We start from the raw sequence: 25,906 nt of genomic DNA, 5'->3' as shown, positions 1-25,906 counted from the left end.
ATGGCGAGCAGGCGGCGTCAGTCCGCGGCCCGGCCGAGCTGGGTGTCGATGAAGTCGAAGATCTCGTCCGCGGACGCGCCGGTGAGGTCCGTGACCTCCGCGTCGGCCGTGGAGGGGGAAGCCGGGCCGGCGGGTTCCGCGAGACGGTCGGCCAGCGCCCGCAGGCGCGCGGACAGTGCCAGGCGGGTCTCGTCCCGGGGCGGGCTCGCGGTGGCCAGGGCGTCCACGGACGCTTCCAGCCGGTCCAGTTCCTCGGCCGCGGAGCGAGCCGGCGCGTCCCCGGCCCCGGATGCGGCGGCCTGTGCCCGGAGGTGAGCGGCGAGCGCGGAGGGGGTCGGATGGTCGAAGACGACGGTGGCCGGCAGGGCGAGCCCGGTCTCTGCACCCAGCCGGTTGCGCAGTTCGACACCGGTCAGGGAGTCGAAGCCCAGCTCCTGGAAGGGGCGATGGGGCACGACGGCCGAGGTGTCGGGGTGCTTGAGCACCTTGGCGACCAGTTCCGTGACGAGGGTCAGGAGGTACTGCTCCCGCTGCGGGTCGCTCAGCGGTCCGAGCCGCTCGGCCAGGGTCACGACCCGGGGCGCCTCCTCCGGGGCGGCGGGCACCACGGGTGAGACGGGGCTCGGGTGAGGGCCGTCGGGGGCGACTTCGTCGAGCCAGTACCGCTGACGCTGGAAGGCATAGGTGGGCAGGGGGACCCGGCGGGCTCCGGTGCCGGCGAAGAACGCCTCCCAGTCGACGCTCACGCCCCGGGCGTGCAGGGTGGTGAGTGCCTCGACCAGGGTCTCCGGCTCGGGGCGTCCCGCACGGGTGGCGACGGTGGCGGTCAGGGCGTCGGGGTCGCGGACGGCCTGGGCGGCGAGGGCGGCGAGGACGCCGCCGGGGCCGAGTTCCAGGAGTGTGGTGACGCCCTCGGACTCCAGGGTGGTGACGGCGTCGGCGTAGCGGACCGCCTGCCGTACCTGGGTCACCCAGTAATCGGCCGACCGCAGATCCTCCCCCTCGGCCAACCGGCCCGTCACCGTCGAGACCACCGCCATCCCCGGCGCCTCGTAACGCACCTCCTTCGCCACCGAACGGAACTCCTCCAACATCGGATCCATCAACGGCGAATGAAACGCATGCGACACCTCCAACCGCCGCACACGCCGACCCGGCAAAGCCCCCAGCACCCCCTCCACCGCCTCCCGCGCACCCGACACCACCACCGCCGACGGACCATTCACCGCCGCCACACCCACCGCACCACCACACCCACCGATCGCCGCCAGCACCTCACCCTCCGAGGCCTCCACCGCGACCATCACACCCCCACCCGGCAACGCCTGCATCAACCCCGCACGCGCCACCACCAACCGAGCCGCATCACCCAGCCCCATCACCCCCGCCACATACGCCGCCACCAACTCCCCCACCGAATGACCCGCCACCACATCAGGCCGCACCCCCCACGACTCCACCAACCGGAACAACGCCACCTCGAACGCGAACAACGCCGGCTGCGTCCACCCCGTCTGCGACAGCAACGACCCCCCAGCCGCGAACAACACCTCCCTCAACGACCCACCCAACAACGGATCCAACACCCCACACACCTCGTCCAACGCCCCCGCGAACACCGGAAACGCCCCATACAACTCACGCCCCATCCCCACCCGCTGAGCACCCTGACCCGAAAACACCACCGCCAGCGGCCCGTTCGAGGGGCTGACCGGGGTCAGGTGACGGAGGCCGTCGAGGAGTTCGGCGGGTCCGTCGCCCACGGCCGCTGCGCGGTACGGGAGGGCGGCGCGGGTGGTGGCGAGGGAGTAGGCGATGTCCAGGGGGCCGGGGGCGCCGGGAGCCGAGGCGAAGGCCTGGAGCCGTTCGGCCTGGGCGGTGAGCGCCTGGGGTGTGCGGGCGGACAGGAGCCACGGCAGAGCGGGCAGGGTGCGGGCGCCGGTGGTCTCGGCGGGCGGGGCGGCCGGGGCCTCTTCGAGGATGACGTGCGCGTTCGTCCCGCCGAAGCCGAAGGAGGAGACACCCGCACGGCGCGGCGCGCCCTCGCGGGCGGCCCACTCGCGCTCCTCGGTCAGCAACTCGACCGCACCCGTGTCCCACTCCACGAACGGCGACGGCTCATCCACGTGCAACGTCCGCGGCAGCACACCGTGCCGCATCGCCTGCACCATCTTGATCACACCACCGACACCGGCAGCCGCCTGCGCATGCCCGATGTTCGACTTCAACGACCCCAGCAACAAAGGCCGTTCACGGTCCTGGCCGTACGTCGCCAGCAACGCCTGCGCCTCGATCGGGTCACCCAGCCGGGTGCCCGTGCCGTGCGCCTCCACCGCGTCCACGTCAGCCGGCGCGAGACGGGCGTTACGCAGCGCCTGCCGGATGACACGCTCCTGCGAAGGCCCGTTGGGCGCCGTCAGACCGTTCGACGCACCGTCCTGATTGACCGCGCTTCCCCGCACGACCGCCAGCACCCGGTGCCCGTTGCGCACCGCGTCGGACAGGCGCTCCACGACCAGCAGGCCCACACCCTCCGACCAGGCCACACCGTCGGCCGCCGCCGCGAAGGACTTGCAGCGGCCGTCGGGGGAAAGGCCGCGCAGGCGGGAGAACTCCAGGAAGGCCACCGGTGTCGACATGACCGTGACGCCGCCGGCGAGGGCGAGCGAGCACTCGCCGTTGCGCAGCGCGTTCACCGCCAGGTGCAGGGCGACCAGGGAGGACGAGCAGGCCGTGTCGACGGAGACCGCCGGGCCCTCGAAACCGTAGGTGTACGAGAGCCGGCCGACGGCGATGCTGCCGGCACTGCCGCTGTACAGGTACCCCTCGAAGTCCTCCGGCGGCAGATGGGGGCGTGAGCCGTAGTCGTTGTACATCTGGCCGGTGAACACGCCGGTGTCGGAGCCGCGCAGGGCGGTCGCGTCGACGCCGGCGTGTTCGAACGCCTCCCAGGCCGTCTCCAGCAGCAGCCGCTGCTGCGGATCGATCGCCATGGCCTCGCGCGGCGACATCCCGAAGAACGCCGGGTCGAACCGGTCGGCGTCGTACAGGAAGCCGCCTTCGCGGGCGTACGAGGTGCCCGTGCGGTCGGGGTCGGGGTCGTAGAGGCCGTCCACGTCCCAGCCCCGGTTGCCGGGGAAGCCGCCGACGGCGTCGGTGCCGTCGGCCACGAGGCGCCAGAGGTCGTCGGGCGAGGACACGCCGCCGGGGTAGCGGCAGGCCATGCCCACGATCGCGATCGGCTCGCGCCGCCTGTCCTCGATGTCCCGCAGCTGTCGGCGTGCCTCACGGGCATCGGCGACGGCCTTCTTGAGGTAGTCGCGGAGCTTGTCCTCGCCCGCCATGGTGTGTCAACTCCCGTGTGTCGTGTGGTGATCGGTGTCGAAGGGGGCGGTGGCTCAGTTCAGCTCGTCGACGAGCGCGAACAGTTCGTCGTCGGTCGCCGAGTCCAGGTCGTCGTCCGGGTCCTGGCCCGATGCCCCGGTCGGGGTTCCGGCCGACGCCCCGGCCGCGCTGTCGGCGGTGTCGAGGAGTTCCCGCAGGCGGGCGGTGATCCGGCTGTGGGCGGAGGCGTCCGTGGCGGCCGCCTCGATGGCGGCCTCGAGCCGGGCCAGTTCCGCGAGCACCGGCTCGTCCGGCACGGTCTCCTCGACGGTGAGGCGATCGGCCAGGTAGCCGGCGAGCGCCCTGGGGGTGGGCTGGTCGAAGACCAGGGTGGTCGGCAGCCGCAGTGCCGTCTCGGCGGCGAGCTGGTTGCGCAGCTCGACGGCGGTCAGGGAGTCGAAACCGAGCTCCTGGACCGGCCGGTCGGCGTCGATGGCCGTGTGGTCGGCGTGTCCGAGGACGGCGGCCACGCGGCCGCGCACGAGATCCACCAGGGCCCGTTCCCGGTCGGTCGCGGACAGGGCGGCGAGCCGTTCGGCGAGACCCTGGCCCTCGGGGCGGCCGGGGGACGTGTCCCCCGGCGTCGCCGTGCGGCGGGCGCCTGGTCCGCGGACGAGCCCGGCGAGCAGGGGCGGCACCCGGTCTCCCAGGGCGCGGATCGCCCGGGTGTCGAGCCGGGTGACGGCGAGCAGGCTCTCACCGGTGGCCGGGGCGGCGTCGAAGAGGGCCATCGCGTCGTCGGTGGCCAGCGGCAGCAGGCCGGAGCGGGCCAGGCGGCGCAGGTCCGCTTCGGCGAGGTGACCGGTGATGGTGCTGGTCTCCTCCCAGAGGCCCCAGGCCAGGGAGGTCGCGGCCAGTCCGGCAGCCCGGCGATGCGCCGCCAACGCGTCCAGGAACGCATTGCCCGCCGCGTAGTTCGCCTGCCCCGCCGTCCCCAGCAGACCCGACACCGACGAATACAACACGAACGCCTTCACACCCATACCCCGGGTCAGCTCGTGAAGATGCCACGCCGCGTCCACCTTCGGACGCAACACCGCGTGCAACCGCTCAGCGGTCAACCCCTCCACCGTCACGTCGTCCAGCACACCCGCCGTATGCACCACACCCGACAACACACCCACCCCGGCCAGCAGTCCGGCCAGCGCCGACCGGTCCGTCACATCACAGGCCGCCACCGTCACCGAAGCACCCGCGGCCTCCAACTCCGACCGCAACTCCCCCGCACCCGGAGCCGCCTCACCACGCCGGCTCACCAGCACCAGCGACCGCACCCCATGAACCCCCACGAGATGACGAGCCACCACAGCACCCAGACCCCCGGTACCACCGGTCACCAGCACCGGACCCTCACCCCACACGACCTCACCGGCATCACCCGGCACAGCCCGCCGCAACCTGGGCACCACCAACCCACCCGACCGCACCGCCACCTGCGCCTCACCCGAAGCGACAGCGGCGGTGAGGGCCGTCGTGTCCGTGGCGTCAAGGTCCAGGAGCTGGATGCGGCCCGGGTTCTCGGTCTGTACCGTGCGCAGCAGGCCCCACAGCGGGGCGTGCGCCAGGTCGGTGACGTCCTCGTCGGCCGCGGTGGCGACAGCGCCCCGGGTGACGACGACGAGACGGGAGCTCGCGAACCGGTCGTCCGTGAGCCAGGACCGCACCTGGACGAGCGCCCGGTGCGCCGCCTCCCGCGCGGTGTCCGGCATCGGGTCGCCGGTGGGTGCCGGGACGTGGGGAGCGAGGACGATCGCGGGGGTGGGCGCGCCCGCGTCGAGGGCTCGGGCCAGCTCGTCGAGGCCGGTCCAGGAGCGGACCGCGCCGTCCGGCAGGCCGAGGTCCGACGCGCGGCCGAGGACGGCCCAGGTGGAGAGGTCGGCCGTGGTCTCCTCGGCGGCCGGCCGGGTCCATTCGACCCTGAGCAGGCCGTCGGCGGAGCCGGTGTCCGCGGCGCGCAGCGACTGGGCGGACAGCGGGCGCAGGGTCAGCTCCGCCACGTCGGCGACCGGTGCGCCCGACCCGTCGGCCACGGTGAGCGCGACCGTCGTGGAGCCGCCGTTCGCGGCGGCCGGTGCCGCGGCTCCGGCGAGCCGGACGCGCAGTACGGACGCTCCGGCGCCACTCGTGCTCACCCCGGCCCAGGAGAACGGCAGCAACGGCCGGCCCTCGTCACCGGCGACCCCCGGAAGCAGCGGGTGCAGGGCGGCGTCGAGCAGTGCCGGGTGGAGGGTGAACCGGCGTGCCTCGGTGCGCCGGTCCTCGTCGAGGGCGACCTCGGCGCAGAGGTCGTCCCCGGCCCTCCACAGGCGGCGCAGGTTGCGGAACGCGGGCCCGTAGCCGTACCCCTGCTCGGCGAGCCGCTCGTAGGCGCCGGTGAGGTCGATCTCGCGGGCTCCGGCGGGGGGCCAGACCGTGAGCGCCTCGGCGGTCGTGCCGGGGCCGGTGCCCAGCGTGCCGTGGGCGTGGAGGGTCCAGGTCCCGTCGTGGTCGGGGTCGCCGTGGGGCCGGGCGTGGATGCGCACCGGGCGGGTCCCGTCGGTGTCCTCGGCGCCGACGGACACCTGGAGGTGCACGCCGCCGCGCTCGGGCAGCACCAGTGGGGCCGCCAGGGTGAGTTCCTCGACCGTGGCCGCGCCGAGCTGTTCGCCTGCCCTCAGGGCGAGTTCGAGCAGTCCGGTGCCGGGCACGAGCACCGTTCCGGAGACGGTGTGCTCGGTCAGCCAGGGGTGCGTGCCGCGTGACAGGCGTCCGGTGAGGACGTGTTCGTCACGGTCGGCCAGCGGGACGGCCGCGCCGAGCAGCGGGTGGTCGGCCGCCACGAGTCCGAAGCCCGCGGCGTCCGTGACGGTCGTGGGCGCGTCGAGCCAGTAGCGCTGCCGCTGGAACGCGTAGAGCGGGAGGTCGGTGCCCCGCGCGCCGGGGAAGACGGTCTCCCAGCGCACCTCGGCGCCGCGAGCGGCCAGCGTGCCGAGGGCGGCGGTGAACACCTCCGGCTCGGGGCGTCCCCTGCGCAGGGCCGGGGTCACGGTCCCGGGGGTCTGCTCCAGGGACTCGGCGACCAGGGCGCTCAGCACCCCGTCGGGACCGAGTTCCAGCCACTCGGTGACCCCGGCCGCCTCCAGGAGACGCACGCCGTCGAGGAAGCGGACGGCTTGCCGGATGTGGCGCGCCCAGTAGTCGGGCGAGGCGAGGTCCTCGGCCGTGGCCAGTCGGCCGGTGACGTTGGAGACGACGGGGATGCGCGGTTCGTGGAAGGTGAGGTCCGCGGCGATCGCGCGGAACTCGTCCAGGATCTCGTCCATGTGGGGCGAGTGGAAGGCGTGGCTGACCGGGAGCCGCTTGACCCGTGCCCCGTCCTTCTTGAACCGGGCGGTGAGTTCGTCCACGGCGCCGGCGTCGCCGGAGATGACCGTGGCGCGCGGTCCGTTGACGCCGGCCACCGCGACGCGGTCGCCGTAGGGAGCGAGTGCGGCGCGAACCGCGTCCTCTCCGGCTTCCACGGCGGCCATGGCGCCGCCCTCCCGCGCGGCCTGCATCAGCCGGCCGCGTTCGGCCACGAGGACACAGGCGTCGGGCAGGTCGAGGACGCCCGCGAGGTGGGCGGCGGTGACCTCGCCGATGGAGTGACCGAGCAGGAAGTCCGGGGTCAGACCGTGGTGTTCGGCAAGGCGGAACAGCGCTGTCTCCAGGGCGAACAGCGCGGTCTGGGTGAACGCCGTCTGGTCGAGCAGTGCGGCGTCCGCGCTGTCCTGCGCGGCGAAGAGCACCGACTTCAGCGGGCGCATGAGTTCGGGGTCCAGGTGGGCGCACACCTCGTCCAGGGCCGCCGCGAACACCGGGGAGGCGGCGTACAGTTCGCGGCCCATGCCGAGGCGCTGGGCGCCCTGCCCGGTCAGCAGGAAGGCGGTCTTGCCGCGCGGGGACGCGGGGGTGCGCTGCGCGGTGGGACTGGTCGCGCCGCGGCTCAGCGTGGCGAGTCCGTCGAGCAGTTCGGCGCGGTGCCCGGCGACCACCACGGCTCCTCGGCTGTGCCGGGCCCTGCGGGTGCCGAGGGACCAGCCGACGTCCGCGAGGGGCTGCTCGGGGTGGTTGTCGAGGTGGTCGTGCAGGCGCTGGGCCTGGGCGCGCAGCGCCGTCTCGTCCCGCGCGGACAGCACGAACGGAACAGGACCGGACGGCTCCGGCCGCTCGACGACCGCCTCCTCCTTGGGTGCCACGAACTCCTCGACCACCACGTGCGCGTTCGTCCCGCTGATCCCGAACGACGAGACACCCGCGCGCCGCGGCGCGCCCTCGCGGGCGGCCCACTCACGCTCCTCGGTCAGCAACTCGACCGCACCCGCGTCCCACTCCACGAACGGCGACGGCTCATCCACGTGCAGGGTTCTTGGCAGCACACCGTGCCGCATCGCCTGCACCATCTTGATCACACCGCCGACACCGGCAGCCGCCTGCGCATGCCCGATGTTCGACTTCAACGACCCCAGCAGCAACGGCCGTTCACGGTCCTGGCCGTACGTCGCCAGCAACGCCTGCGCCTCGATCGGGTCACCCAGCCGGGTGCCCGTACCGTGCGCCTCCACCGCGTCCACCTCGGCGGGGGACAGTCCGGCCGAGGCCAGCGCCTGGCGGATGACACGCTCCTGGGACGGGCCGTTGGGTGCCGTCAGGCCGTTCGAGGCGCCGTCCTGATTGACCGCGCTTCCCCGGACGACCGCCAGCACCCGGTGCCCGTTGCGCACCGCGTCGGACAGGCGCTCCACGACCAGCAGGCCCACGCCCTCCGACCAGGCCACACCGTCGGCGGCGGCCGCGAAGGACTTGCAGCGGCCGTCGGGCGACAGACCACGCTGGCGGGAGAACTCGACGAAGACGCCCGGTCCGGCCATGACGGTCACGCCGCCGGCGAGGGCGAGCGAGCACTCGCCGTTGCGCAGCGCGTTCGCCGCCAGGTGCAGGGCGACCAGGGAGGACGAGCAGGCGGTGTCGACGGTGACCGCCGGGCCCTCGAAACCGTAGGTGTAGGAGAGCCGGCCCGACACCACGCTGGAGAGGTTGCCCGCGAGCAGGAAGCCCTCGTACTCCTCGGGGCTCGCCGCGAGGCGGGAGGCGTAGTCGTCGTACATGGCGCCGGTGAACACGCCGGTGTCGGAGCCGTGCAGAGCGGTCGGGTCGATGCCGGCGTGCTCGAACGCCTCCCAGGCCGTCTCCAGCAGCAGCCGGTGCTGGGGGTCGATGGCGGTCGCCTCGCGCGGCGGTATCCCGAAGAAGGCGGGGTCGAACCGGTCGGCGTCGTGCAGGAAGCCGCCGTGCCGGACGTAGGAGGTGCCGGTGTGGGCGGGGTCCGGGTCGTAGAGGCCGTCCAGGTCCCAGCCGCGGTTGCCGGGGAACTCGCTGATGGCGTCCCCGCCCTCGGCGACCAGCCGCCAGAGGTCGTCCGGTGAGGCCACACCGCCCGGGTAGCGGCAGGCCATGCCGACGATGGCGATGGGTTCGTCATGGGCGGTGGCGCGTGGCGCGGTGCGGGCCGGTGCCGGGGCCGCGGTGTCCGCGACGCGGCTGAGCAGGTGGTCGGCGACCGCGTCGGGCGTGGGGTGGTCGAAGACGACGGTGGCGGACAGCCGCAGGCCGGTGGCGTTGTTCAGGCGGTTGCGCAGTTCGACGCCGGCGAGCGAGTCGAAGCCGCTCTCCTTGAAGGCGCGCTTGGGATCGAGACGCTGCGGGTCGGTGTGGCCGAGGACGCCGGCCACGATGCCGCGGACCAGGTCGAGGACGGTCTCGCGCCGCCGCTCCTGCGGCAGGGCGGCGATCCGCTGGGCCCAGGTGGTGCCCTCGGCGTCCGCGTCGGCCGCCCGGGCGGCCGTGCGCCGGGAGCGGGGGGCCGGGGCCAGTTCGCGCAGCAGGGGCGAGGAGTCGGCACGCAACGCCCGCTGGTCGAGGACCACGGGGACGCGCAGCGCGTCGTCGCCGGCCAGGGCGGCGTCGAACAGGGCCAGGGCGTGCTCGGGGGTGAGGGTCCGGATGCCCTGGCGGGTCCAGCGGGCCAGGTCGGCGTCGCCGAGGGTGCCGCCCATGCCGTGGGTGCCGTCCCAGAGGCCCCAGGCGAGGGAGGTCGCGGCCAGTCCGGCCGCCCGGCGATGCGCCGCCAACGCGTCCAGGAACGCGTTGCCCGCCGCGTAGTTCGCCTGCCCCGCCGTCCCCAGCAGACCCGACACCGACGAATACAGCACGAACGCCTTCACACCCATGCCCCGGGTCAGCTCGTGAAGATGCCACGCCGCGTCCACCTTCGGACGCAACACCGCCTGCAACCGCTCAGCGGTCAGCCCCTCCACCGTCACGTCGTCCAGCACACCCGCCGTATGCACCACACCCGACAACTCACCCACCCCGGCCAGCAGTCCGGCCAGCGCCGACCGGTCCGTCACATCACAGGCCGCCACCGTCACCGAAGCACCCGCGGCCTCCAACTCCGACCGCAACTCCCCCGCACCCGGAGCCGCCTCACCACGCCGGCTCACCAGCACCAGCGACCGCACCCCATGAACCCCCACGAGATGACGGGCCACCACAGCACCCAGACCCCCGGTACCACCGGTCACCAGCACCGGACCCTCACCCCAGACGACCTCACCGGCATCACCCGGCACAGCCCGCCGCAACCTGGGCACCACCAACCCACCCGACCGCACCGCCACCTGCGCCTCACCCGAAGCGACAGCGACGGCCAGGAGTCGGTCGTCGACGGACCGGTCCGCGTCGATCAGGACGACCCGGTCCGGATGCTCGGACTGCACGCTGCGCAGCAGACCCCACAGCGGGGCCTGGGTCAGGTCGGTGACGTCCTCGTCGGCCGCGGCGGCGACAGCGCCCCGGGTGACCACAGCGAGGCGTGCGTCGGTCAGGCGCTCGTCGGTGAGGAAGTCCTGCACGAGGCGCAGGAAGGCCTCCGTCGTGTGGTGGGCGCCGGCCGCCACGTCGTCGCGTCCGTCACGGGCGGGGGCGTGGACGAGCACCACCTCCGCCGTGGCGTCCACCTGCGTGAGGTCCGCGGCCTCCACGATGTGCGGGGTGTCGCCCTCGGGTGCCGTGACCGGTGTCCACTCCACGGCGTACAGGGCGTCGCCGAGCCGTGGGGCGGAACGGAGCCGGTCCTTGGCGACCGGGCGCAGGGCGAGGGACTCCACGCTCATGACGGGGGCGCCGACGGCGTCCGCCGCGTACAGGGCGTAGGTGCCGGACCCGCCGGGCTCGATCCGTACCCGCAGGGTGTCCGCGCCGCCGGCGTGCAGGGACGCTCCGGACCAGGCGAACGGCAGCCGGATGGTGTCCGCCGCGGTGTCGTCGTCGGCGGCGTGCAGCACGACCGGGTGCAACAGGGCGTCGAAGAGGGCGGGGTGCAGGGCGAACCGGCCGGCGCCGTCCTGGTGCGCGCCGGGCAGGGTGACCTCGGCGTACAACGCGTCGGCCGTGCGCCACAGGCGTGTCAGGCCCTGGAAGGCCGGGCCGTAGGTGTAGCCGAGTGCGGCCAGTCGCTCGTAGACGTCGTCCAGGGGCATCTCGTCGGCGTCGGCGGGCGGCCACTGGCTCAGATCGGGTCCGGTCTGCGGGGTGCCGCCGAGGGTGCCGGAGGCGTGCCGCGTCCACAGCCGCTCGGCGTCGGGGCCGTTGTCCGGGCAGGCGTGGATCTCCACCGGCCTGCTGCCCGAGGCGTCCGGTGCGCCGACGGCGACCTGGACGCGCACGGCGCCCTGCTCCGGCAGCTCCAGGGGGGCTTCCAGGGTGAGTTCGTCGATCCGGTCGATGCCGAGGCGGCCCGCGGCGGCCAGGGCCAGTTCCAGGAACGCCGTGGCGGGCACCAGGACGGTGCCGGTGATGGTGTGGTCGGCGAGCCAGGGCTGGTCGGCGGCGGCGAGGCGGCCGGTGAGCACCAGCCCGTCGCTTCCGGCCAGGTGCACCGAGGCGTGCAGCAGCGGGTGGCCGGCCGGCTCGAGGCCCAGTCCCCGTGCGTCGCGGGGGCGTTCGGGGGCGAGCCAGTAGCGCTCCCGCTGGAAGGCGTACGTCGGCAGGTCGACGAGGCGGGCGCCGGGGTGGAAGGTCTCGGCGGCGAGCGGCGCGCCGCCCGCCCAGGCAGCGGCGACACCGGCGAGGAAGGTCTCGTGCTCGGGGCGCGCGGCCCGCAGCAGCGGGACGGTGACCGCGTCCGTGTCGGCCAGTGCGGCGCGGGTCAGCGGGGCGAGCACGGCGTCGGGGCCGGTCTCGACGAAGACGGTGGCGCCGTGCCGGTGCAGGGCCCGGGCGGCGTCGACGAACCGGACGGGCCGGCGGATCTGCCGCGCCCAGTACGCGGGCGAGGTCAGCTCGTCCGGGCCGGCGAGGTCACCGGTGACCGTGGAGACGATCGGGATGCGCGGCGGGTGGAAGGTGAGGCTCTCGGCGACGGCGCGGAACTCGTCCAGGACGTCGTCCATGTGGGGCGAGTGGAAGGCGTGGCTGACCTGGAGCCGGCGGGTGCGGCGGCCCCGGTCGCGCCACTGCCGGGCCAGTTCCTCCGCGGCGTCCTCGTCGCCCGAGATCACCAGTGAGTCGGGGGCGTTGAGGGCGGCGAGGTCGAGGCGGCCGGCCGACTTCTCCAGGTCGGGGGCGATCTCGGCCTCGGTGGCCTCCACGGCGATCATGGCGCCGCCCGGCCGGGCCGCCTCCATGAGCCGTCCACGGGCCACGACCAGCCGGGCCGCGTCGGCGAGCGACAGTACGCCCGCGACGTGGGCGGCGGCGAGTTCGCCGATGGAGTGCCCGGCGAGGAGGTCGGGTGTGGTCCCGTGGTGGGCGAGGAGCCGGAACAGGGCGACCTCGACGGCGAACAGCGCGGGCTGGGTCCAGGCGGTGCGGTGCAGCAGCCGGCCGGGTTCGCTGTCCGCGTCGGCGAACATCACCGTGCGCAGCGGCAGGTCGAGGTGTTCGTCGAGGGCCGCGCACACCTCGTCGAGGGCCGCCGCGAACACCGGGGAGGCGGCGTACAGTTCGCGGCCCATGCCGGCGCGCTGGGCGCCCTGCCCGGTGAAGAGGAAGGCGGTCCGGCCCGCGCCGGTGGCGTCGCCGATGACGATCCGGGGGGTGTCCTCGCCCCGGGCCAGGGCGGCGAGCCCGGTCAGGAGCGTGTCGGTGTCGGCGGCGGTGACCACGGCGCGCCGGGGCAGGGCGGTGCGGGTGAGGGCGAGGGAGGCGCCGAGGTCGGCGGGGTGCGTGCCGCTCTTCGTGACGTGGTCGTGCAGGCGCTGGGCCTGGGCGCGCAGCGCCGTCTCGTCCCGCGCGGACAGCACGAACGGAACAGGACCGGACGGCTCCGGCCGCTCGACGACCGCCTCCTCCTTGGGTGCCACGAACTCCTCGACCACCACATGCGCGTTCGTCCCGCTGATCCCGAACGACGAGACACCCGCGCGCCGAGGCACACCCTCGCGGGCGGCCCACTCACGCTCCTCGGTCAGCAACTCGACCGCACCCGCGTCCCACTCCACGAACGGCGACGGCTCATCCACGTGCAGGGTTCTTGGCAGCACACCGTGCCGCATCGCCTGCACCATCTTGATCACACCACCGACACCGGCGGCAGCCTGCGCATGCCCGATGTTCGACTTCAACGACCCCAGCAGCAAAGGACGTTCACGGTCCTGGCCGTACGTCGCCAGCAACGCCTGCGCCTCGATCGGGTCACCCAGCCGGGTGCCCGTGCCGTGCGCCTCCACCGCGTCCACCTCGGCGGGCGTGAGACGGGCGTCGGACAGGGCGTCGCGGATGACGCGCTGCTGGGAAGGGCCGACGGGGGCGGTCAGACCGTTGCCCGTGCCGTCCTGGTTGATCGCGCTGCCCCGGACCAGCGCCAGCACCCGGTGCCCGTTGCGGAGGGCGTCGGACAGGCGCTCGACGACGAGGAGGCCGACCCCCTCGGCCCAGGAGGTGCCGTCGGCGGAGGCGGCGAAGGACTTGGAGCGCCCGTCGGCGGCCAGGCCGCGCTGGCGGGAGAACTCCACGAACATGCCGGGCGACGACATGACGGTCGCGCCGCCCGCGAGGGCCAGGTTGGTCTCGCCCGAGCGCAGGGAGCGCACCGCCATGTGCAGCGCGACCAGCGAGGACGAGCAGGCCGTGTCGACGGTGACCGCCGGGCCGAGCAGTCCGAGCTGGTAGGCGATGCGGCCGGACATGACGCTCGGGGTGGTGCCGGTCAGGAGGTGCCCCTCGACGGTGTCGGGGGCCTCGTGCATCCGGGGCCCGTAGTCGAGGGCGGTGGCGCCCACGAACACGCCGGTACGGCTGCCCTTGAGGGCGGCGGCGTCCAGCCCGGCCCGTTCGACGGCCTCCCAGGCGGTCTCCAGGAGGAGGCGCTGCTGCGGGTCCATGGCGAGGGCCTCGCGGGGCGAGATCCCGAAGAACTCGTTGTCGAACAGGGCGGCGTCGTGCAGGAAGCCACCCTCGCGGACGGTGCTGTGCCCGCCGTGCGTGGGGTCGGCGTCGTAGAGGTCCGCGTCCCAGCCCCGGTCGCCAGGGAAGCCGGAGATGGCGTCCCGGCCCTCGGCGACCAGGTGCCAGAGGTCCTCGGGGGATGTGACACCGCCCGGGTAACGGCAGGCCATGCCGACGATGGCGATGGGCTCGTGCGCCATGTCGCCGGTGGTGTCCGCGCGGTCGTCGTCGGCGGCGGCGGTGTCCGGGCCGGCGAGGAGGGTGGTGAGGTGGGCGATGAGGGCGGCCGGGGTGGGATGGTCGAACAGCAGCCCGCTGGGCAGCTTCAGGCCGGTGGCGGCGGCGAGGGCGTCGCGCAGCTCGACCGTCATCAGGGAGTCGAAGCCGAGGTCCTTGAACGCGGCGTGCGGGTCGACCCGCCCGGCGTCGGTGTGCTCCAGGACGGCCGCGACCCGCTCCAGCACGAGGGCGGTGGCGTCGTGAGCCGGGGCGGCCGGGAGTGCGGTGGGCTCGGCGTCGGGCCGGTCCGGTCCCGGTGTCCGCACAGCGGGGGCGGCGGGGCCGTCGATCCAGTGGCGCTCGCGCTGGAAGGCGTAGGTGGGCAGGGGGACGCGGCGGCCCGGGGCGCCGTCGTGCACGGCCGCCCAGTCGACCCGCGTGCCCCGGACGAACGCGGCGGCGACGCCGTTGAGCAGGGAGCGGACCTCGGCGCGCCCCGCGCGCAGCGTGGCGACGGGAGCGGTGTCCCCGGTGCTCGCGGCGGCCAGTGCGGTGAGGACGCCGTCGGGGCCCAGCTCCAGCAGGGTGGCGGCGCTCAGGCTCTCCAGGGTGCGTACGGCGTCGAGGAAGCGCACGGGGCGGCGCACCTGCTCGACCCAGTAGGCGGGCGAGGTCCACTGGCCCGGTTCGACGGCGGTGCCGGTGACGGTGGACACGGCGGGGATCCGCGGCTCGTGGAAGGTCAGCTCCTCCACGACCGCGCGGAACGGCTCCAGCATCGGGTCCATGAGCGGCGAGTGGAAGGCGTGGCTGACGGTGAGGCGACGGGTCTTGCGGCCCCGCGCGGCGAGTTGCTCCGCGACGGCCGTGACGCCGTCGAGTGCGCCGGAGAGCACCACCGCGCGCGGCCCGTTGACGGCGGCGACGGCCACCGGCCCGTCCTGCGCGGCGAGCAGGGGCAGCACCTCGTCCTCGGTGGCCTCGACGGCGACCATGGCTCCGCCGGCGGGCAGTTCCTGCATCAGCCGGCCGCGGGCGGCGACCAGGCGGGCCGCGTCGTCCAGGGACAGCACGCCCGCGACGTGGGCGGCGGCGATCTCGCCGATGGAGTGGCCGGCCACCTGGCCGGGGGTGATGCCCCAGGAGGTGACCAGGCGGTACAGGGCGACCTCGACGGCGAACAGCGCGGGCTGGGTCCAGGCGGTGTCGTCCAGGCCGGTCCCGGAGTCCACCACCTCGGCCAGGGGCCGGTCGAGCAGCGGGGCGAAGGCCTGGCACACCTCGTCGAAGGCGGCGCGGAACACCGGGAAGGCGGCGCGCAGTTCCCGGCCCATGCCGGTGCGCTGGGCGCCCTGGCCGGTGAAGAGGAAGGCCGTCGTGCCGGGGCGGACGGTGCCCGTGACGACCTGCGGCGCGGGCCGGCCCTCGGCCAGGGCGGTCAGGCCGGCGACCATGCCGGCACGGTCGTCGGCGAGGACGACGGCCCGGTGTTCGAAGACGGTGCGGGTGGTGGCCAGGGAGCGGCCGACGTCCTCGGGACGGGGCGCGGGTTCGGCGGTCACGGCGGCACGCAGCCGGTCGGCCTGGGCGGCGAGGGCGGTGGTGCCGCGCCCGGAGACCACCCAGGGCAGCAGGACGCCGTCCTGCTCGGGGGCGGCGGCCGCCGGTGTGGCCGGTGACGGCGTGGCCGGGGCCTGACCGACGACGACGTGGGCGTTGGTGCCGCCCATGCCGAACGAGGAGACACCGGCGATCAGCGGCCGGTGGGGAGCGGGCCAGTCGCCTGTCTCGCGCTGCACCTCCAGACCGAGTTCGGCCAGCGGGATCGCCGGGTTCGGGGTCTCGAAGTTGAGGCTGGCGGGCAGGCGGCGGTGGCGCAGGGCCAGCAGGGTCTTGATCAGGCCGACGATGCCCGCGGCGCCCTCCAGGTGGCCCACGTTGGTCTTGGCGGACCCGACCCGCAGCGGACCGGCGTCGGAGCGCGCCACGCCCAGCACCGCGCCGAGTGCGGCGGCCTCGACGGGGTCGCCGACCGGTGTGCCGGTGCCGTGCAGTTCGACGTACTGGACGGCCTGGGGGTCGAGGCCGCTGCGTTCGTAGGCCTCGCGCAGGACCCGCTCCTGGCTGTCCTGGCCGGGCACGGTCAGTCCAGGCGTGGCGCCGTCGTTGTTGACGGCGCTGGCGTGGATGACGCCGAGGACGTCGTCGCCGTCGGCGAGGGCCCGGGACAGCGGCTTGAGGACGACGGCTCCGCCGCCCTCGCCGCGTACGAAGCCGTTGGCGCGGGCGTCGAAGGTGTAGGTGGTGCCGTCGGGGGACAGGCCGCCGAAGCGCTCCCCGGCCACCGCTGCCTCGGCGAGGATGTTGAGGTTGACCCCGGCGACGATGGCGGCGTCGGACTCGCCGGCGCGCAGGGACTCGCACGCCAGGTGCACGGCGACCAGTGAGGAGGACTGGGCCGAGTCGACGGTGAGGCTGGGGCCGCGCAGTCCGAGGTGGTAGGAGACGCGGTTGGCTATCACGCCGCGGTTGACGCCGGTCATGGTGTGCTGGGTGACGGTCCGGGCGCCGTGCTGGTAGAGCAGGGCGGCGTAGTCGTCGCGCAGGGTGCCGACGAAGACGGCGGTGCGGCTGCCGCGCAGGGTGGCCGGGACGATCCCGGCGTTCTCCAGGGCCTCCCAGGCCAGTTCGAGCACGAGGCGCTGCTGCGGGTCCATGACGCGGGCCTCGCGCGGGGCGATGCCGAAGAAGCCGGCGTCGAAGGTGTCGACACGTTCGAGGAAACCCCCGTGGCGCAGACCGGGTGCGGTGCCCTCGGGCGCGGCCTCGCCGGTCGCGGACCGCCACCGGTCCGCCGGGGCGGGGGTGATGGCGCAGGAGCCCGTGCTGAGCAGGTCCCAGAACGCCTGGGGATCCCCGGCTCCGGGCAGACGGCAGGAAAGGCCGACGACGGCGATTTCCTCGCTCCGTGCACGGCGCGTTTCGATCGATTCGGACGGGTGCTGATTCGTCATCGCGCTCGACTGCCCTTTCGGCCGCATTACCGCAAGACTGCTGAGTGGGGAAATGTTCGGCCCGATCGTAGGCAGGGGGGTCTCTCCCCCTTCTCAGTGTCCGTCCTCGCTTCGGTAATTCGGCGCGAGCGACGTACGAGAGATGTGCGGCCGAAAGGGACAGGAGAAAAAGAGAAGGCGCCATGACCGGGCGGTGGACGGGGACCGCACTCCCCGTGTCCCACCGCCCGGTCATGGCGCTGCCGTCGGTCAGCCGGCGAGGGTGGCGGCCTGTTCCGCGGCACGGAAGCCGGACTCCAGGGCGCCTTCGACGAAGGCCCCGTTCCAGCCGCTCGCTATGTCACCGCCCGCGAAGACGATGCGTCCGAACGGCTGCTGGATGTCCGGCAGTTGACGAAGGAGCTGTCCCGGCCTGCGCAGGCCCCAGCCGCCGCGCGCGTACGGGTCCTTGTGCCATTCCTTGGCCCGGTACTCGACGACCCTGGCCTCCGGCAGCAGCCCGCGGACGGCGGCGCGCACCGCCTGCGGGTCGGACACGTCGAGGGCGGGCCCGGTGAAGGCGACGAAGATGCGGCCGTCGGGCAGCTGCTTCTGCGGGATCAGCAGCAGGATGGGGGCGCCCTCGGGGGCCTGGGCGGACACCGCCTCGGAGGTGCCCCGCACCCGCAGCCACAGCTTGGTGGCGTGCGGTACGCCGATTCCCTCGCGGGCGGCGTCGGCGTACACCTTGGGCAGGCCCGGCTCGAAGGTGAGCGTGGACCACATGTTGACGGGCGTGGCGAGCACGACCACCGGGGCCTGGTACACCCGTCCGCCGCGGACCTCGACATGGGTGAGGCCGCCGCGCTCGCGGATGGCGGTGACCGGCGAGTTGAGGCTGACGGTCGCCCCGGAGTCGCGCAGCATGCGTTCCAGGACGGCGATCATGCCGCCCTCGGGCAGCTCGCTCATCACGGAGAGGAACTTGTCGTAGGTGCCGCCGGCGAGCTGGTACCACTGGGCCAGGCCGGTGAGGGAGCCGGTGCGGTTGCCGCCGGCGAACACCGAGGTGGCGCCGCTCACCCAGTCGTGGTCGACCCCGGTCAGCTGGAGCTGGGCGATGCGGTCGGCGAGCGAGAGGCGGTCCACGGACGCCAGCAGGTCCTTGCGGTACAGCGGTTCGTAGGGCCGCTCGAAGTACTGCTCGGAGCCGGCGTAGAAGTCCGCGAACAGGCTGTTGAGCCGGGCTCCGGCCTCCTGCGGGGAGTGGCTGGTGTAGCCGTTCGGGCCGGGCATCACCATGCGGGTGGCGTGCACGTCCTCGCTGGTGGTCAGCGAGTAGCGCTTGAGTTCGCGGGCCACGAGGTTCTGGCCGGGGCCGAACCAGCCGCCGCCAAGTTCGATGGGCTGGCCCGCCAGTGTGCCGGGTTCGATGCGGCCGCCGATCCGGCCGCGCGCCTCCAGCACCAGGACCCTCATGCCGCGGGCGCCCAGTTCGCGGGCGACGGTGCCACCCGCGTAACCGGCGCCGATCACGATGGCGTCGTAGGGCTTGTCGTCCGCGGCGGCGGAGGAGGCCGCCGCGGTGACGGCACCGGCGGTGAGCGCGGTGGCGCCCGCCGCCTTCAGCAGCGTTCGTCTGGTGGGACGCCCGTGGGCGCGAGGGGTCGTGCTGTCGCCGTTCTCGGTCATGGAACACACCTTTCGCGAAGAGCGGGAAATGCCGGACGGAAAGCACTCGGAATCGGCGGATGAAAACACGGGAAGAGCGGCGCGGCCGATACGGAACGCCGGTGTTCCGGGCATGGGGAAGGGGCCGGTTCCGACGGGGGATTCGGAAACGGCCCCTTCGTCAGGGGGTGAGGCGAATACCGGACCCGGTCACTTGGCGGGGCGGCGGTATGCCTTCACGACACTGGCGTAGCTGTTCTTTGCGTGGCCCTGGGCGATGATGCCCTCCATCAGCGCCTCGGAGTACTTGGGCAGCTCGGTGTCGACACCGAGCGCCTCGGACTCCTCGACGAGGTGCTTGAGCGCACCGAGGTGCGTCTCCAGGGTGGCGTCGTTGGCCGGGAACTTCTCGTCACCGGCGTCGATCTGCGCGGCGTAGTCGGCCGTGAACATCTTGATGGCGTCGAGCCACATGTGGGCCCACGGCAGGAACTCCTGCGCCTTGACGCCGCCGGTCTCCACGATGGCCACACCGTGCAGGAAGCTGTTGAGGGCGCCCCACATCAGGCCGAGCAGGGACACGTCGAACAGGGCGGGCTTGCCGTGGTCGGTGCCGAGGTAGGTGGTGCCGCCGCCCAGGAGCTTCAGCACGGGCTCGTGGGCGTCGAAGACGGCCTGGTCACCGGCGTAGAAGAGGACGGAGGTCTCGGCGCCGATGCCGGGCGGGGTGATCATGATGGCGCCGTCGAGGTACTGCGCGCCGTTCTTCTCGGCCCACTCGGCGGTCTGCCGGGCCTGCTCGGAGGAGCCCGTGGTCAGGTTGACGACGGTCTTGCCGCGCAGGGCGTCGCCGAGCGAGCCGATGACGTCGTGCACCACGTCGTACGTCGACACGCACACGACCACCAGGTCGCTCGCGGCGACGGCGTCGGCGGGGGTCGCGGCGAGGACGGCGCCGTCCTTGACGAGGCCGTCGGCCTTGTCCGCCGAGCGGTTCCACACGGTGGTGGCGTGGCCCGCCTTCAGGAAGGCGGCGGCCAGGGCCTGCCCCATCAGGCCGAGGCCGAGCACCGACACCGAGGTGTGGTTGTCACCCATGAATCAGTTCCTCCAGTACGAAGTGGTGTGCTGAGCGAACCGGCGCGCCGGGCGCGCCGGTGAAAGAGGGGTCCGGGGCGTCGACTCAGAGGAAGACGGTGCCGGGCTCCAGGCCGACCAGGACGCGGCCCTGGAGTTCGAGGTTGACGTCGGCGTTGGCGAGCGCGTGCAGCGAGAAGCCCTGGATGTCGCGGTGGAAGCGCTGCAGGTGGACGTCACGCCGGATGACGGAGCCGCCGCCGGCTTCGAAGAGGATCTGCACGGCTTCCTTGGCCAGTTGGGCCGCGAAGCCGGTCTGGCCGCGCACGATGGCCTTCTCCTCGTCGGTGGGCTGCTCGCCGGCGTCGGCGCGCTCCTGGAGGAGGGTGAGCCAGCGGGTCGACAGGGCCTCGGCGGCGTCGATCTTGTTGGCGGCCGTGGCGACCTGGATCTGCGTGAGCGGGTGCAGCTTCTGGTCGGTCCAGTCGGTGTACGTGATGCCGCGGCCGGGGAGGCGCTCCAGGAACAGCTCGTAGGCGCCGCGCGCGATGCCGATGAACACGGCGGCGCACTCGGCCATGACGAAGCTGAGCAGTCCGTAGTTGCGGCCGGTGGCGCCCGTGTTGGAGCGGTCACCGGTCGCGCTGACCATGACCTCCTCGAAGGACACGGCGTGGTGGGCCGGCACGAAGACGTCCTCGGCGATCGCGGTGGCACTGCCGGTGGCGGCGCCTGCCGAGACGTCCCAGTCGTCGACGATCCTGAGGTCGGACATGGGGACGAGGGCCATGATCTCGCCCTCGGTGCCGTCCGGGTTGCGCACCATCGCGGCGGTGAAGTCCCAGTCGGCGCCCTTGCAGCCGGTGTTGAACTTCCAGGTGCCGTTGAGGAGGTAGCCACCCTCGGTGGGAACGGCGACGCCGGTGGGCGCGAAGGCGCTGGAGATCTTGACGGAGCCGGCCGCGAAGACCTCTTCCTGGGCCCGGTCGGGGTAGAGCGTCGCCGTCCAGGTGCTCGTCACCCACACCATCGTCACCCAGGCGGCGGCCGGGCAGCCGCGGCCGATCTCGGTGATGACCCGGGCCTGGTCGGCGAGCGGCAGGTCGAGCCCGCCGAACCGGCGCGGCACGGCCATGCGGAACACCCCGGCCTTCTCCAGGAGTTCGATGCTCTCGTCGAGCAGCCAGCCGCGGTCCTCGGCGGCGCGGCCGTTCTCCCGCAGGGTCGGGACGATGCTGTCCACGGCTTCCAGTACGGCTGCCAGGTCGTCGTTCGTGGCCATTTACGGCTCCTCGATTGTGATTCCTACTGCCGGTCGAGAGGCGTGAGAACCCAACGCTCCCCGGCAGTTCAAAACCTTACTGAAGGGCTCGGGGAAATGAGTAAGGGCACACTCATCGGCCGGTCATCACTGCCGTACCTCCGGAAACCGGAGGCGATCTGACGCGCCATTACCGGGCAATTACCGGACAGTGGACGGAAAATGATCGGAGGGTGCTCGCAAAGGCCGGTGTGGGACCATCCCAGCATGACTCTTTCATGGCCCGAACTCGTACGGACGGCGGCCGAGGACACCACCTCGGCACTCGAAAAGGGAGCCGATCAGAACTGGCACGGAAAGGCGGGTGATCTGGACTGGAGCTGCCGGGAGACGCTTTCGCACATCGCGCTCGGGGTGGTGGGGTACGCGGGCCTGCTCATCGCCCGCCCGACCGACCGCTACATCACCCTCTTCTCCTCGATCGACGGCCATGCCCCGGTGCCGGCCGCACTGGAGGGCATCCGGATCGCGGGCACGCTGCTCGCCGGCACCGTCCGCGACACCCCGCCGGAGGTCCGTGCCTGGCACCCCTACGGCCACTCCGACGCGGCCGGCTTCGCCGCGATGGGCGTGCTCGAACTCGTCGTGCACGGGCGGGACATCGCGCAGGGGGTGGGTGTGGAGTACACGCCCTCGGACACCCTGGCGGCGCCCGTGGTCGAGCGGCTCTTCCCCGACGCGCCCACCGGCCACTCCCCCGCCGAGACGCTGCTGTGGTGCACAGGACGCGCCACCCTGCCCGGGCTGCCGCGCCGCGGCGCCTGGCGCTGGGACGGCCGGGTGCGCCAGGCCTGAGGCCGCCCCCGCCCTCCCGTTCACGTGCCGCCGGGCGACTCGCACACCGTCGCCCGGCGGCACTGTCGTGTCCGGCCCCGCCCGCCGGGAGACCACGGCATTACCGCAGCGTGGCTGGAACGTTGAACTCGCCCGAATAGTGTCGGCCACGGAAATGCACGAGCACCCGCACCACCGTGCAGGACCCGCGTGGAACGTTTCTTCCTCTGGACGTTCCCCTCAAACGTTTCTCCAGCCAAGAAGGCAGGTCGATTTCCGCCATGTCCGAGCTCATCGCGGAACTGGAAAACCACACCGCCCGCTACGTGGAGGCCGTCAACGCCGGCGACTACGAGACGGTCGAGAAGTTCTACACCGCCGACGCGATCGCCGTCTGGGAACCGGGCAAGCCGCTCAGCGGTGACGAACGCCGCAAGTACCAGCGGGAATTCCTGGAGGCCGGGCCGCGCATGGCGGCCAAGCCCCGGCAGGTGTTCGTGACCGGCGAGACCGCGCTGATGATCGTCGACTGGACGATCGACATCACCGGCGCCGACGGCGCCACCGAGCACCTGGCCGGTGTCGGGGTGGACGTGCTGACCCGCGGCGAGGACGGGGTGTGGCGCTACGCCATCGACGACCCGTACGGCCAGGCCAGCTGACCGGCGCGAGCGCCACGGCACGCAGCACCGAGAACACCTTGGCTCATGAGTGAGATGCCGGTTCCGCACGGCGGGCCCGCACTTAGTACACGGGGGACACACAGCACCATGCACAGCACCGGACCCATCAGCGGGCGGCGGCCGACACGCCGCACCCTGCTCAAGGCGGCCGGGGCGGCCGCCGTCACGGTACCCGCCCTCGCCCCGATCGCCCCGGCGGCCTCGGCCGCCACCCGCGGCGCCGCGGCGGACTGGGACGTCATCGTCATCGGCGCGGGTTTCGCCGGCATCACCGCGGCCCGCGAACTGCGCGCCCGGAACAAGCGGGTGCTCGTCCTGGAGGCCCGCGACCGCATCGGCGGCCGCACCTGGACGGACACCTACGGCGGACAGTTGATCGAGCGCGGCGGGACCTGGGTGGAGCCGACCCAGCCCTACCTCGGCGCCGAACTCACGCGCTACAAGCTGGCGTTGGAGGAGGACGAGCCGATCTCGACCACCTGGCTGCCGACGCCGAACGGCCCGCGGCAGTTCACGCCCGAGGACGGTTTCGGCCGGATGGGCACCGTCTTCGAGCGCATGTTCGACGGCACGCGGACGTACTTCGACAAGCCGTTCCAGCCCCTGCACCGGGCCGACCTGCTGCAGAGCCTGGACAAGCTGACGCTGCGCGACCGCCTGACCCAGCTCGCCCTGACGCCCGAGGAGGAACTCCTCGTCAACGGGCAGACGGCGGTCTACGCCGGCGGCTCGAGCACAGCCGGTGCCTTCACCATGTTCGCCCATTGGTGGGCCCTGGCCGGTCACACCAACGCCGGCTGGAACGACACCATGCGCTGGCGCATCGCCAAGGGCACCAAGGCGCTGCTCCAGGCGATGGTCGACGAGGCCAAACCGACGATCCGGCTCAGCTCGCCGGTCGCCTCGGTGAACGACACGGGGTCACTGGTGTACGTCACCACCACCTCCGGCACGCGCTACAGCGCCACCGCGGTCGTCGTCGCGATGCCGGTCAACGCCCTGAGCACGGTCAAGTTCAGCCCGTCCCTGCCCCCGGCGCTCACCACGGCGACGAGTCAGGGCATCGCCGTGACGAACGCGGTCAAGCTGTGGATCCACGCCCGCAAGGGAGCCGGCCGCGTCTACGGCCAGGGCGCCGAGGGCGGTTCGCCGATCCCCATGCTGCTGCCGTTCAAGGAGACCTCCGACGGCATGCTCTACGTCGCCTTCAGCACCGATCCCCAGCTCGATCCGACCAGCACGGCCCAGGTGAAGAAGGCCGTGCAGCAGCTCGGCGTGAACCTGGACGTCATCGGCGTCAAGGCGCACGACTGGGGCCGCGACCCGTACGCGCGCGGCGGCTGGGCGTTCCGCAAGCCGCGGCAGCTCACCACGCTCTACCCGGAGGTCACCTACACCAGCGGGCGTCTCTCCTTCGCCAGCGGCGACATAGCCAACGGCTGGAGCGGCTACATCGACGGCGCCATCGAGTCCGGTCTGCGTGCCGCCCGGCAGGCAGCGGGCGAGGAATGACCACCGAGGCATCACCCACCCACCCCCCGGAAGGGAACCGCATCCCCATGTCAACCACGCCGGCCACGTCTTTCACCGTGCCCTTCGACCCGGAACGCCCCGACCTCACGTCCGACACGGACATCCAGAACGAGATCTTCATCCAGGTCTTCAACTCGGGCGACGGCGAGCTGTTCAACCGCCTCTACCTGGAGGACTCGGTGTCGAACTTCTCCGGCGAGCCCCTGACGGGCGCCGACCGGCTGGCGTTCTTCAAGGAGTTCCTGGCCTCGAAGCCGACCCTCAAGGCGAGTGTCACCCACTCCTATGTCGCCGGTGACGTGGCCCTGATCGGGGTCGAGTACTCCATCGACACCACCGGCCCCGACGGCGAGCCGGTCCGGCTGGAGGGCGTCTGCACCGACGTGCTCCGCAAGACCGAGGACGGCCGCTGGCTGATGGCCATCGACCGTCCGGTGGCCGCGACCGGTCTCGTCGCCGACTAGCGCGTCCCGGGAGCCCCCCTGGCACCCCAGGGGGGCTCCGCCATGCCGAGAATCCCGATGGCCCGAGGAGAGACAGTGACCGATCAGGAAGCCCTGGCGTCCGTGCTGGACGCCGTACGCGACGCCGTGCCCACGCTGCGCGCGAACGGCGCGGACGCGGAGGAACAGCGTTGGATCCCCGACGAGAACATCCGGCTGCTGGAGAAGGCGGGGGTGTTCCGCGCCGCGGTGCCCCGCGCCCATGGCGGGCTCGACCTCGGCGTCGCCGACCAGTTCAAGGTCATCGCCGAGGTCGCCCGCGGCTGCCCGTCCACCGGGTGGCTGACCATGGTGTGGCTCACCAGCACCTGGTGCGCCTCCCTCTACCCCGACCGGGCCCAGCAGGAGGTGTTCGCCGGGGGCGGCACCCGGGTGTCCATCGTCTTCGCCCCGACCGGCACCCTCACCCCCGTCGACGGCGGTTACCGGCTCAACGGCACCTGGGGCTACAACTCCGGTGTCCGGGGCGCCGACTGGGACCTGCTCGCCGCGATGGTGGAGCGTCCCGACGGGACCCACGAGGAACTCGTCGCGCTGGTCCCGGTCTCCGAGCTGGAGGTCACCGACGACTGGCACGTCAGCGCGGGAGCCGCCACGGGCAGCTGCACCACCACCGCCCAGGACGTCTTCGTCCCCGCCCATCGCGTGGTCTCCCTGGAGGAGGCCATGGTCAGCGCGACCGGTGACCGCGAGAACACGGGCGCCACCGGCCGCAACTACGGACTGCTCGGTTACGTCCTCTCCGGCGTCACCGCCGCGTTCACCGGCATCGCGCGCGGCGCCTACGAGCTGTTCCTGGAGCGGCTGCCCGGCCGCGGCATCACGTACACGGACTGGACCGACCAGAAGCTGCACCCGCTCACGCAGATCCAGGTCGCCACCGCCGCCAACAAGATCGACGCCGCCGAGGCCCTGGCGGACCTCTGGCTGGAGGTCCTCCAGAGCCGGGCCGACGCCGGCGAGCAGCCCACCGACGAGCAGAAGGCCGTGATCCGCGGCCGGACGGCGTACGCGGCGCAGCTGGCCAAGGAGGCCGTGGAGCTGCTGTACACGGCGAGCGGCGGCTCGGTCATCCGGCGCGAGGTCCCCCTGCAGCGCTTCCACCGCGACATCCAGGGCTTCTCGCTGCACGCCCTGGTCCAGCGGGACGCCAACCTGGAGGTACAGGGGCGGGTCCTGGTCGGCATGGACCCGGGCACGTACTTCCTGTGACGGACTTCCCGTGACGCACGGCCCCCGGCGAGGGCGGGGGCCGTGACACGCGGCAGGGGCGGCACCACC

General features: G+C 73.1%; 9 protein-coding genes and 1 pseudogene. 5 read left to right on the top strand and 5 right to left on the bottom strand.

Annotation, left to right across the window (positions count from 1 at the left end):
- Nucleotides 1-17 precede the first annotated feature (17 nt).
- From AC0665_RS21305 to AC0665_RS21285, 5 genes and pseudogenes are all read right to left on the bottom strand, one after another.
- Nucleotides 18-3,323, bottom strand: a pseudogene (locus AC0665_RS21305) (type I polyketide synthase); the annotation flags it as partial.
- Nucleotides 3,324-3,398: 75 nt separating this feature from the next.
- The gene (locus AC0665_RS21300; protein WP_478705576.1) at nt 3,399-17,084 is read right to left on the bottom strand and encodes a type I polyketide synthase; all 13,686 of its coding nucleotides are present in this window, start codon (nt 17,082-17,084) and stop codon (nt 3,399-3,401) included.
- A 249-nt stretch (nt 17,085-17,333) separates the two neighbouring features.
- Nucleotides 17,334-18,755 carry a flavin monoamine oxidase family protein gene (locus AC0665_RS21295; RefSeq protein WP_478705575.1) on the bottom strand — a complete coding sequence of 474 codons (1,422 nt, stop codon included), beginning with the start codon at nt 18,753-18,755 and terminating at the stop codon, nt 17,334-17,336.
- 189 nt (nt 18,756-18,944) lie between these two features.
- Entirely contained in the window at nt 18,945-19,832 is an 888-nt protein-coding gene (locus AC0665_RS21290; RefSeq protein ID WP_468402718.1) for an NAD(P)-dependent oxidoreductase, read from the bottom strand.
- Nucleotides 19,833-19,917: 85 nt separating this feature from the next.
- Complete coding sequence (locus AC0665_RS21285) at nt 19,918-21,093, bottom strand: acyl-CoA dehydrogenase family protein (RefSeq protein ID WP_363121960.1); 1,176 nt, start codon at nt 21,091-21,093, stop codon at nt 19,918-19,920.
- Between the two features lie 246 nt (nt 21,094-21,339).
- Here AC0665_RS21285 and AC0665_RS21280 point away from each other — a divergent pair, with 246 nt between their 5' ends.
- The 5 genes from AC0665_RS21280 to AC0665_RS21260 all read left to right on the top strand — a co-directional run bounded on the left by AC0665_RS21280 (nt 21,340) and on the right by AC0665_RS21260 (nt 25,837).
- Nucleotides 21,340-21,927 (top strand): maleylpyruvate isomerase N-terminal domain-containing protein, encoded by a 588-nt coding sequence (locus tag AC0665_RS21280; protein WP_468402716.1) that lies wholly within the window; start codon nt 21,340-21,342, stop codon nt 21,925-21,927.
- Nucleotides 21,928-22,187: 260 nt separating this feature from the next.
- The gene (locus AC0665_RS21275) at nt 22,188-22,568 is read left to right on the top strand and encodes a YybH family protein (protein WP_468631506.1); all 381 of its coding nucleotides are present in this window, start codon (nt 22,188-22,190) and stop codon (nt 22,566-22,568) included.
- Nucleotides 22,569-22,676: 108 nt separating this feature from the next.
- The gene (locus tag AC0665_RS21270) at nt 22,677-24,101 is read left to right on the top strand and encodes a flavin monoamine oxidase family protein (protein WP_468631505.1); all 1,425 of its coding nucleotides are present in this window, start codon (nt 22,677-22,679) and stop codon (nt 24,099-24,101) included.
- 47 nt (nt 24,102-24,148) lie between these two features.
- A complete protein-coding gene (locus tag AC0665_RS21265) occupies nt 24,149-24,586 on the top strand; it encodes a YybH family protein (RefSeq protein WP_468402710.1) in 438 nt (145 codons plus the stop codon).
- A 57-nt stretch (nt 24,587-24,643) separates the two neighbouring features.
- Nucleotides 24,644-25,837 (top strand): acyl-CoA dehydrogenase family protein, encoded by a 1,194-nt coding sequence (locus AC0665_RS21260; protein ID WP_478705709.1) that lies wholly within the window; start codon nt 24,644-24,646, stop codon nt 25,835-25,837.
- The last annotated feature ends 69 nt before the right edge of the window (nt 25,838-25,906 follow it).

The sequence above is a fragment of the Streptomyces sp. NPDC043685 genome (genome assembly GCF_056436585.1).
The sequence above is the reverse complement of the archived record's forward strand: the minus strand, read 5'-3'. Positions and strand labels throughout refer to the sequence as shown.

Bases quoted from the DNA above. Each gene is read 5' to 3' on its own strand.
- AC0665_RS21300 (WP_478705576.1), bottom strand. From the start codon at position 17,084: ATGACGAATCAGCACCCGTCCGAATCGATCGAAACGCGCCGTGCACGG.
- AC0665_RS21295 (WP_478705575.1), bottom strand. From the start codon at position 18,755: ATGACCGAGAACGGCGACAGCACGACCCCTCGCGCCCACGGGCGTCCC.
- AC0665_RS21290 (WP_468402718.1), bottom strand. From the start codon at position 19,832: ATGGGTGACAACCACACCTCGGTGTCGGTGCTCGGCCTCGGCCTGATG.
- AC0665_RS21285 (WP_363121960.1), bottom strand. From the start codon at position 21,093: ATGGCCACGAACGACGACCTGGCAGCCGTACTGGAAGCCGTGGACAGC.
- AC0665_RS21280 (WP_468402716.1), top strand. From the start codon at position 21,340: ATGACTCTTTCATGGCCCGAACTCGTACGGACGGCGGCCGAGGACACC.
- AC0665_RS21275 (WP_468631506.1), top strand. From the start codon at position 22,188: ATGTCCGAGCTCATCGCGGAACTGGAAAACCACACCGCCCGCTACGTG.
- AC0665_RS21270 (WP_468631505.1), top strand. From the start codon at position 22,677: ATGCACAGCACCGGACCCATCAGCGGGCGGCGGCCGACACGCCGCACC.
- AC0665_RS21265 (WP_468402710.1), top strand. From the start codon at position 24,149: ATGTCAACCACGCCGGCCACGTCTTTCACCGTGCCCTTCGACCCGGAA.
- AC0665_RS21260 (WP_478705709.1), top strand. From the start codon at position 24,644: ATGGCCCGAGGAGAGACAGTGACCGATCAGGAAGCCCTGGCGTCCGTG.